Here is an 8,492-nt window from a genome sequence, read left to right on the forward strand (position 1 = left end):
ACCAAAACATGCCCCACTTCCGTACCCCTCGCGGCAGCCTTGCACTGGCCGCCCTTGCCCTGGTCCTGGGCAGTGGCGCTGCACAGGCTGACGTGACCGTCGGCGTCAGCATCGCGTCCACGGGGCCGTCGGCGTCGCTCGGCATTCCGCAGAAGAACACCATGCCGTTCCTGCCCGGGTCGATTGCCGGCGAGAAGATTCACTACATCGTCATGGACGATGGCTCGGACCCGACGCAGGGCACCAAGATCGCCCGGCGCTTTGTCACGGAAGACAAGGTCGACATCATTCTCGGCTCATCCGCCGTGGCGCCCTCGATTGCGATTTCCGAAGTCGCGGACGAAAGCCAGACCGTACAACTGGCGTTCTCGCCAATCGAACTGAAGCCGGGCCGCGGTGCCTGGACGTATCGGCTGGCGCAGCCGGTGCGGTTGATGGCCGATGCCGTGGCCGGCGCCGCCAAGGCGAACGGCGTGAAGACCGTGGCGTTTATCGGCTTTGCCGATGCCTATGGCGAGACGTGGCTCAAGGAGTTCACCTCGGCGGCGCGGGCCAACGGCATCCGGGTGATTGCCACCGAGCGCTATGCCCGTTCGGACACCAGCGTCACGGCCCAGGCGCTAAAGCTGATTGCAGCCCGCGCAGATGCCGTACTGATCGCCGGGGCCGGTACCGGTGCGGCACTGCCGCACACCACGTTGCGCGAGCGCGGCTATACCGGGCCGATCTACCAGACCCACGGCGCCGCCACGCGTGACCTGATCCGGATCGGCGGCAAGGCGGTCAATGGCGCCATCCTGCCGGCTGGACCGGTTATCGTGGCCGAGCAGTTGCCGGCCTCCAGCCCGGTCAAGCAGCCCGGCATGGACTACGTGACGCGCTACGAGAAACAGTATGGCCCCGAGAGCCGCACGCAGTTCGGCGCGCATCCGTATGATGCCGGTCTGGTGCTGCAACGCATCGTGCCGGTGGCGCTGAAGAAGGCCAGGCCGGGAACGCCGGAGTTTCGCAAGGCCCTCAAGGATGCGCTGGAAAGCGAGCGCGATATCGTGGTGTCGCACGGCGTGCTGAACTACACCGCGCAGGACCATTTCGGCTTCGACCAGCGTGGCCGCGTGCTGCTGACCATCGACAACGGCAACTGGAAGCTCGTCAAATGATCTCCACGAATGCCGGCATTGCGCTGCCGACACTGGAACCCGTCGCCGACTTCATCCTGCAGGTGGCAGCGCCCACCGAGGTTGGCGTCACATCACTCGGACAGCGTCGCGTGATCCCCATCCTGTCTGGCACGGTGCGTGGCCCGCGCCTGAACGGGCGCATCCTGCCTGGCGGGGCCGACTTCCAGCTGATCCGTCATGACGATGGCAGCGACGTCACCACCGCCGATATCGAAGCACGATACGTGATCGAGACCGACGACGGCGCCCGGATCTATATCGTCAACGCCGGCGTGCGCAGCGGCAACGCCGCCGTGATCGCCCGGCTCAACCGTGGCGAACAGGTAGACCCCTCCGAGATCTATTTCCGTACCGCACCGCGCTTCGAGACCGCCGCGCCGCAGTATCGCTGGCTGATGCAGCACCTGTTCGTCGCGGCAGGCGCGCGCTATCCGGATCGGGTCGAGCTGCGATACTTCCTGGTCAGATAGGCATGGCACCTTCCCGCAAGCCGCGCGACACGCTCGCGCCCGATCCCAACGGCCACCACTTCGAGCCTCACCTGCCGAACGTGGACTATGGCGTGCTCGATTCACTGGTCGGATACGCGATACGGCGGGCGCAGATTCGCGTCTACGAGGATTTCGTCGCATCGCTGGCCGCGTGGAACATCACGCCGCCGCGCTTTTCGGCACTGCAGATCATCGCGCGCAATCCCGACCTCAAGCTGACCGATCTGGCGCGCATCCTGGGTATCGCGCGCTCCGGCGCCGTGTTGCTGGTGGACGCGCTGGAGTCCATGGATCTGGTGAGGCGGTTGCCATCGCCCACCGACCGGCGGGCGTTCGGCCTGGCGCTGACCGATGCCGGCCGCAAGACGCTGAAGGAAGTGACCGCCGCCGTGTGCGCGCATGATGCGCGCATCGCGGCGGGGTTGTCGGATGAAGAACAGACGGTGCTGAAGGGCTTGCTGGAAAAGCTGGGGCGCTAGCTTTCGGGCTTCGGCCGTCAGGCCACCACCGGCATGCCCGCCAGCAGCTTGTCCAGCGTCACCGGATAGTCGCGCACGCGCACGCCGGTGGCGTGGTACACGGCATTCACCACTGCTGCCGCCACACCACAGATGCCCAGTTCGCCCACCCCCTTGGCCTTCATCGGCGACGAGATCGGATCGGTCTCGTCAAGAAAGATAACCTCCTGGTGCGGGATGTCGGCGTGTACCGGCACCTCGTAGCTTGCCAGGTCGTGGTTGGCAAAGAAGCCCACGCGCTTGTCGACGTGCAGCGCCTCCATCAGCGCCGCGCCAACACCCATCGTCATGGCCCCGATTACCTGGCTGCGCGCCGACTTCGGATTCAGGATCCGCCCGGAAGCGCACACGGCCAGCATCCGCTGCACGCGCACTTCCGCCGTGGCGAGATCGACCGCCACCTCCACGAAATGCCCGCCGAATGTGGACTGCTGGTACTTCTTGTCGAGATCGCCAAACTCGATGGCATCCTCGACGGACACCCCCGCGAACTGCGCCAGCGGCACGCTGCGTCCGCCAGCGCGCACCTGCCCACCCTCGAATACCGCATCTTCGGCCTTCAGGCCCGCACGCTCGGCCACCGTCTGGCGCAGCTTCGCGCAAGCCGCATAGACACCCGAGGTGGAACTGTTGCCACCCCACTGGCCGCCCGACCCCGACGATACCGGGAAGGCCGAATCGCCAAGCCGCACCACCACGCGGTCTAGCGGCACGCCCATCATCTCGGCAGCGGTCTGCGCGATGATCGTGTAGCTGCCGGTGCCGATGTCGGTCATGTCGGTTTCCACCACGACCATCCCGCTGGAATCGATGCTGGCCCGCGCGCCCGACTTGGTCACCAGGTTGTTCCGGAACGCCGACGCCATGCCCATGCCAACCAGCCACTGCCCTTCGCGCATCGAGCCCGGTTGCGGATTGCGGCGGCTCCAGCCAAAGCGCTCGGCACCCAGGCGCAGGCATTCCACGAAGCGGCGTTGCGAAAATGGCCGCTCGGGCTTCTCGGGGTCGACCTGCGTGTCGTTGAGGATGCGGAACTGCACGGGGTCCATGCCAAGCTTCGCCGCCATCTCGTCAATGGCGATTTCCAGCGCCATCAGCCCTGGCGCCTCGCCCGGCGCACGCATCGCGTTGCCTTCGGGCAAGTCCAGCGTGGCAAGCCGCATCGACGTCATGCGATTGGCGCCGGCGTAGAGCAGGCGCGTCTGCATCACGGCAGTCTCGGGCTGGCCGCCTTCGAGATCGCCAGACCAGCTCTCGTGGCCGATGGCCGTGATCTTGCCGTCGCGATTGGCGCCGATGCGGATGCGCTGGATCGTGGCGGGCCGGTGCGTGGTGTTGTTAGGCATCAGCGGGCGCGTCAGGGCCACCTTGACCGGCCGGTGCACGGCACGTGCGCCCAGCACGGCCAGCAGCGATTCGGCGCGCAGGAACAGCTTTCCGCCAAAACCCCCGCCGATGAAGGGCGAAACGATGCGCACCCTTTCCTTCGGGATGCCCAGCGTCGTCGCCATATCCTCGTGGGCCCATGCCACCATCTGGTTCGATGTCCAGACCGTGACCTTGTCACCCGACCAGGCCGCCATCGACGCATGCGGCTCCATCATGCAGTGCGACTGATCGGGCGTGGTGTAGCGGGCGTCCAGCTGCACCGGAGCCGCCGCAAACGCGCCCGCGAAGTCGCCCACTGCCGTATCCGGATTCGCATCCTCCTTGGGCTTGCCGGCCCAGCAGCACGCATCTTCCAGGTCGAAGCGGCCCTTCTCCGGCACATAGTCCACGCGAATCAGCTGCGCGGCGGCGCGGGCCTGCTCGAACGTGTCGGCCACCACCAGCGCGATGGCCTGATGATAGTGCTGGATCTCGGGGCCGCCCAGCAGCCTGGCGGTATTGCGCTTGCCCTTGCCCAGCTTCCCGGCGTTCTGCGCCGTGACGATCGCCAGCACGCCAGGCGCGCGGCGAGCCTCGTCCAGATGCATGGCGCCGATGCGACCCTTGCCGATGCCTGCGCCCACCACGTAGCCATAGGCGGGGTTCGGGGCTACCTCGTGCCATTCGTAGGCATAGGTGGCCGTGCCGGTGGTCTTGCGCGCGCCGTCGATGCGGTCCACCGCCTGGCCGACCACACGGCCCGCGTCGATGGGATTGGTGGTGGCGGGTGTGTCGAATTTCATGGTTTGGCCCCGTTTGCCTGCGTGATCACGGCGGCCAGCGTGCGCCGCACCAGTTGCACCTTGAACGCGTTGTCTGGCTGCGGTGTGGCGCCGTCCAGCAATCGCTGCGTGACGGCCGTGGGGCCGTGCGGCAGTTCGGCGTCGGCGGCATCCACCCGCCATGGCTTGTGGGCCACGCCGCCCAGGGCTACCCGCCCCGTGCCGTCGCGCTGCAGGATCGCCGCCACCGAGACCAGTGCAAACGCGTACGACGCGCGGTCGCGCACCTTGCGATAGAGTTGCGTGCCGCCAACCGGCGGCGGCAGTGTCACCGCCGTGATCAGCTCGCCGCGTTCGAGCACCGTTTCGATATGCGGCGTATTGCCGGGCAGGCGATGGAAATCGGCAATCGGGATCACGCGGTGCGAGCCATTGGCGCCCACCGTCTCCACGCTGGCATCCAGCACACGCATCGCCACGGCCATGTCGCTGGGATGCGTGGCAATGCACGCGTTGCTGCCGCCGATCACGGCCAGCTGCCGGCTGAAGCCGCCAAGCGCCGCGCAGCCGCTGCCGGGCTGGCGCTTGTTGCACGGCTGGGCGGTGTCGTAGAAATAGGGACAGCGCGTGCGCTGCAGCAGGTTGCCGGCCGTGGTGGCGCGGTTGCGCAGCTGGCCGGACGCGCCCGCCAGCAACGCACGCGACAGCACGCCGTAATCGCGGCGCACGCGCGGGTCGGCCGCCAGGTCGGTATTGCGCACCAGCGCGCCGATGCGCAGGCCGCCTTGCTGCAATGGCTCGATCTTGTCCAGCGCAAGTCCGTTCACATCGATCAGGTGCATCGGCGATTCGATGCCAAGCTTCATCAGGTCGAGCAGGTTGGTGCCGCCGGCGATAAAGCGGGCACCCGGCGTCTTCATGGCGGCTGCCGCCGCGTCGGCGGGCGTGGTCGCGCGCTCATAGGTAAAGGGGTTCATGTCTGGCTCCCCGCAACCTCGGTAATGGCATCGAGGATGTTCGAATACGCGCCGCAACGGCAGATATTGCCGCTCATCCGCTCGCGGATTTCTCCTGGCGACAGGTGCGGCCGCGTGTTCAGGTCTGGCGTGACGTGGCTCGGGATACCGGCGCGCACCTCGTCCAGCACGGCAACGGCCGAGCAGATCTGGCCCGGCGTGCAATAGCCGCACTGGTAGCCGTCATGCTTGACGAAGGCCACCTGCATCGGATGCATGTTGTTCGGCGTGCCGAGCCCTTCCACCGTGGTGATCCGGGCGCCCTCGTGCATGACCGCCAGCGTCAGGCACGAATTGAGGCGCCGGCCATCGACGATCACCGTGCACGCGCCGCACTGGCCGTGGTCACAGCCCTTCTTGGTGCCGGACAGGTGCAGGTGTTCGCGCAGCGCATCCAGCAGGGTGGTGCGCGTGTCCAGCGTCAGCGAGCGCGGTTGCCCGTTGACGATGAACGATACATCGGAAGCCACCGGCTTCAGGGCGGCGGGCGCTACCGCCGGTGCACGCGCGGTGGCGGAGGCAGCCCCGGCGGGCAAGGCGGCGGCACTCACCGAAGCCGCGCCTGCCATCACGAATTCCCGCCGCGAGAGCTTGATGTCGCTGAAATCTTCCATGTCGTTGGATCCTTTCTGGCTGACAGATGACGGACAGAGGATGGCAACGTGGCGGGACTTGCACGTAGGAATTACATGGCGCCAGCGGGCATTGCAGACACAATGCCGCGGGAAATATGCACACGGATTGCACAGGGGACAAATGTCGCGCTTGCCGCACGTTACCTGGGCGGAAAGGCGCATGAAGCGTGCCACCGGCGGCGCGGGCGCCAGCGGCCAGGCGGGAAGATCTGTGTGGATCCGGTCGGCCAGGGATGGCCGGTGAAGACGCGGGATCTCAGCGGTAGCTGACGGTCACCTCGTTGCTGCGGCCCTGGAGCATCGGCGTGAGTCCGCCCTGGCCCGGTACGCGATACGCGAAGACGAAGCCCTTGGTGGCATCGTCGCCGACAAAGGCATCGGTCTTGCCCTCGGCGCCCGACAGCAATACGCAGCGGTCGGCATTGCACAGGTACGCCTGCAGGTCCACGGGCGGCGTGCGCGTGAAGCTGTAGCGCCAGCGTACGGACGTGATGCGGCCCATGGCCTGCGGCATCGTTGCCAGCGGCACCACGGGCGAAGACAGGGCACGCTGGCCCTTGTTCGCGATCTGCGGCCCCACCGACGATGCCGTCCACGCAAAGCGCGAGCCGGTCAGTTCATAGGTGGCTTTCGTGAAGACCGGCGCGTAGGTCTGCGCGTGGGCCGCCACTGGACCCATCGCGCACAGCACGGCCAGGACCAGGGCGCGTCGCATCACAGCATCCCGCGCAACTGGGTGCGCAGGCGTCCGATGGCCTGGCTGCGGATCTGGCACACGCGCGATTCGGTCACTTCCAGCACCGCGCCGATTTCGCGCAGGTTCAGTTCCTGGTCGTAGCACAGCGACAGCACCAGCTTCTCGCGCTCGGGCAGCTTGTCGATGGCACGGATCAGCGCCTCGCGCATGCCCGACTCCATCAGCACGGTCAGCGGGTTGGCATCGTCGGTGACACCCAGATGGCGATCGAGGAAATCCTCCTCGCCCGAGCGCTCGAAATCCTCGTAGTGCAGCAGCTGGCAGCCATAGACCTCGTTGAGCAGCTCCTGGTATTCCTCGAGCGGCATCTCCAGTTCCTTGGCCACCTCGGAATCGATCGGCGTACGGCCAAGCTTCTGCTCCAGCTGGCGCTGCGTGCGCTCGATCTTGCGCGTGAACTGGCGCAGGCTGCGCGATTGCCAGTCGTTGGCACGCACCTCGTCGAGCATGGCACCGCGAATGCGCTGGCTTGCGTAGGTCTCGAACCGGGCGCCATGGTTGTCTTCGTAGCGCTTGGCGGCGTCGAGCAGGCCGATCATGCCGGCCTGTATCAGGTCGTCGATCTGCACGCTGGCGGGCAGCTTGGCCGCCAGCTGCAGCGCGATGCGCCGCACCAGCGGCGCATGTGACTTGACCACGTCCGCCTGCTCGAGCTTTCCCTGAATCGTATACATGGTGGAACTCTCGTTAAATGCTTACTGTTTGTGCCAGCGCCGGAGAGGCTGAGAATCGGCGGCTGGCAGGCTGAGTTTCCGGTCTTGTCGAGACTTCTTGTTCTTGCGTTTATGCGGCAATGGCCGGGGCCATTCCCAGGGACGATGCGTCGTGACGCAGCGGCCATGCGCCGATACCGCTGGCGATGTGCCGCAACGCACCGGTGGCCGCGGCGGCGGGGTACGCCTCCACCACGCACCGTCCCAGCTGGAGCGCACGCGCCACCAGCGGGTCCATCGGCAGGTACCCTGCCAGGCTGGCCTCCACGCCCAGGTACTGGCTCGCGGTGCGGGCCAGGTTGCGCGCGAGCGCCGTGACCGTTCCTTCCGCGGCCGCCAGGTTGACGACCAGCTGGAAGTGACGGCATGCGTATTCGTGATGCAGCCGCTTGATGCATGCATAGGCGGCGGTGATCGACGTGGCCTCGGGGCGCATGACGATCACGAAGTTGTGGGCCATGCCGGCCAGCGGCGACAGCGCGCCGGTGACATCGCGGCGGGCATCGACCAGCATCGAACGCACGTCAGGCAGCCGCGCCGCCAGCGCCCGTTCGTCAGGGCGGGCGGCAATCGCGCCCGCCTGCAATACGGCAATACCGCTGGCACCGCGCGTGCCGGCCGCAGCGGCCAGCGGCGCACGGCCGTCCAGCACATCGGCCAGCGTGGCGGCCGGTGCGGCACCGGCCAGGCGCATTGCCCGCGCGCCGTACATGTCTTCATCGGCCAGCAGCACGCGCTCACCCTGCATCGCCAGCGCATTGGCAAGGCCCAGCGCCACCGTGGTGGTGCCGACACCCTGCTCCGCGCCCACCACGGCGATACGCCGCGTGACGCGCGGCGCCAGCAGGCGGCGCAGGCTTTCGGCCTGATCCGAGGCCATCGTGTTCAACGCTTACTCCCCGGCGGCCGCAAGCTGCGGCGTGGCGTCGATGGCGTCCAGCGCGTCCATGGTGTCCATGGTGTCCATGGCCGCCATCGCATGCATTGCAGACGCGGCCGGCTCCGGCGCGTCTTCCATCATCGGCATGGGC

At 67.2% G+C, this 8,492-nt stretch carries 9 protein-coding genes; 3 read left to right on the forward strand and 6 right to left on the reverse strand.

What is annotated here, in order from left to right:
* Positions 1-8: 8 nt before the first annotated feature.
* The 3 genes from A9J21_RS29675 to A9J21_RS29685 are packed head-to-tail and all read left to right on the forward strand — an operon-like array spanning position 9 to position 2,151.
* Complete coding sequence (locus A9J21_RS29675; protein ID WP_066742517.1) at positions 9-1,160, forward strand: ABC transporter substrate-binding protein; 1,152 nt, start codon at positions 9-11, stop codon at positions 1,158-1,160.
* The gene (locus tag A9J21_RS29680) at positions 1,157-1,651 is read left to right on the forward strand and encodes a DUF3237 domain-containing protein (RefSeq protein WP_066742519.1); all 495 of its coding nucleotides are present in this window, start codon (positions 1,157-1,159) and stop codon (positions 1,649-1,651) included. Before A9J21_RS29675 ends, A9J21_RS29680 begins: the two co-directional genes overlap by 4 nt.
* Positions 1,652-1,653: 2 nt before the next feature.
* Positions 1,654-2,151, forward strand: a complete 498-nt coding sequence (locus A9J21_RS29685) for a MarR family winged helix-turn-helix transcriptional regulator (protein WP_066742522.1) — start codon at positions 1,654-1,656, stop codon at positions 2,149-2,151.
* 17 nt (positions 2,152-2,168) lie between these two features.
* Here A9J21_RS29685 and paoC read toward each other — a convergent pair whose 3' ends face one another.
* From paoC to A9J21_RS29715, 6 genes are all read right to left on the reverse strand, one after another.
* Positions 2,169-4,361: an aldehyde oxidoreductase molybdenum-binding subunit PaoC gene (paoC, locus tag A9J21_RS29690; RefSeq protein ID WP_066742524.1), complete on the reverse strand. Its 2,193-nt coding sequence runs from the start codon at positions 4,359-4,361 to the stop codon at positions 2,169-2,171.
* Complete coding sequence (locus A9J21_RS29695; RefSeq protein WP_066742532.1) at positions 4,358-5,317, reverse strand: xanthine dehydrogenase family protein subunit M; 960 nt, start codon at positions 5,315-5,317, stop codon at positions 4,358-4,360. Before A9J21_RS29695 ends, paoC begins: the two co-directional genes overlap by 4 nt.
* Entirely contained in the window at positions 5,314-5,970 is a 657-nt protein-coding gene (paoA, locus tag A9J21_RS29700) for an aldehyde dehydrogenase iron-sulfur subunit PaoA (RefSeq protein WP_066742535.1), read from the reverse strand. Before paoA ends, A9J21_RS29695 begins: the two co-directional genes overlap by 4 nt.
* Positions 5,971-6,247: 277 nt before the next feature.
* Positions 6,248-6,706 carry a flagellar protein FlhE gene (locus A9J21_RS29705; protein WP_066742538.1) on the reverse strand — a complete coding sequence of 153 codons (459 nt, stop codon included), beginning with the start codon at positions 6,704-6,706 and terminating at the stop codon, positions 6,248-6,250.
* Complete coding sequence (locus tag A9J21_RS29710) at positions 6,706-7,422, reverse strand: RNA polymerase sigma factor FliA (protein ID WP_066742547.1); 717 nt, start codon at positions 7,420-7,422, stop codon at positions 6,706-6,708. The genes A9J21_RS29705 and A9J21_RS29710 overlap by 1 nt, the downstream gene beginning before the upstream one ends.
* A gap of 109 nt (positions 7,423-7,531) precedes the next feature.
* On the reverse strand, positions 7,532-8,341 hold the full coding sequence (locus A9J21_RS29715; RefSeq protein WP_066742550.1) for a P-loop NTPase: 810 nt from the start codon (positions 8,339-8,341) through the stop codon (positions 7,532-7,534).
* Between the last annotated feature and the right edge of the window lie 151 nt (positions 8,342-8,492).

Origin of the sequence: Cupriavidus sp. D384, assembly GCF_001652915.1 — a bacterium.
Taxonomy (GTDB): domain Bacteria; phylum Pseudomonadota; class Gammaproteobacteria; order Burkholderiales; family Burkholderiaceae; genus Cupriavidus.

What these genes read in the sequence shown, in the direction of transcription:
- A9J21_RS29675 (WP_066742517.1), top strand. Translation starts at nt 9, where the DNA reads ATGCCCCACTTCCGTACCCCTCGCGGCAGCCTTGCACTGGCCGCCCTT.
- A9J21_RS29680 (WP_066742519.1), top strand. Translation starts at nt 1,157, where the DNA reads ATGATCTCCACGAATGCCGGCATTGCGCTGCCGACACTGGAACCCGTC.
- A9J21_RS29685 (WP_066742522.1), top strand. Translation starts at nt 1,654, where the DNA reads ATGGCACCTTCCCGCAAGCCGCGCGACACGCTCGCGCCCGATCCCAAC.
- paoC (WP_066742524.1), bottom strand. Translation starts at nt 4,361, where the DNA reads ATGAAATTCGACACACCCGCCACCACCAATCCCATCGACGCGGGCCGT.
- A9J21_RS29695 (WP_066742532.1), bottom strand. Translation starts at nt 5,317, where the DNA reads ATGAACCCCTTTACCTATGAGCGCGCGACCACGCCCGCCGACGCGGCG.
- paoA (WP_066742535.1), bottom strand. Translation starts at nt 5,970, where the DNA reads ATGGAAGATTTCAGCGACATCAAGCTCTCGCGGCGGGAATTCGTGATG.
- A9J21_RS29705 (WP_066742538.1), bottom strand. Translation starts at nt 6,706, where the DNA reads ATGCGACGCGCCCTGGTCCTGGCCGTGCTGTGCGCGATGGGTCCAGTG.
- A9J21_RS29710 (WP_066742547.1), bottom strand. Translation starts at nt 7,422, where the DNA reads ATGTATACGATTCAGGGAAAGCTCGAGCAGGCGGACGTGGTCAAGTCA.
- A9J21_RS29715 (WP_066742550.1), bottom strand. Translation starts at nt 8,341, where the DNA reads ATGGCCTCGGATCAGGCCGAAAGCCTGCGCCGCCTGCTGGCGCCGCGC.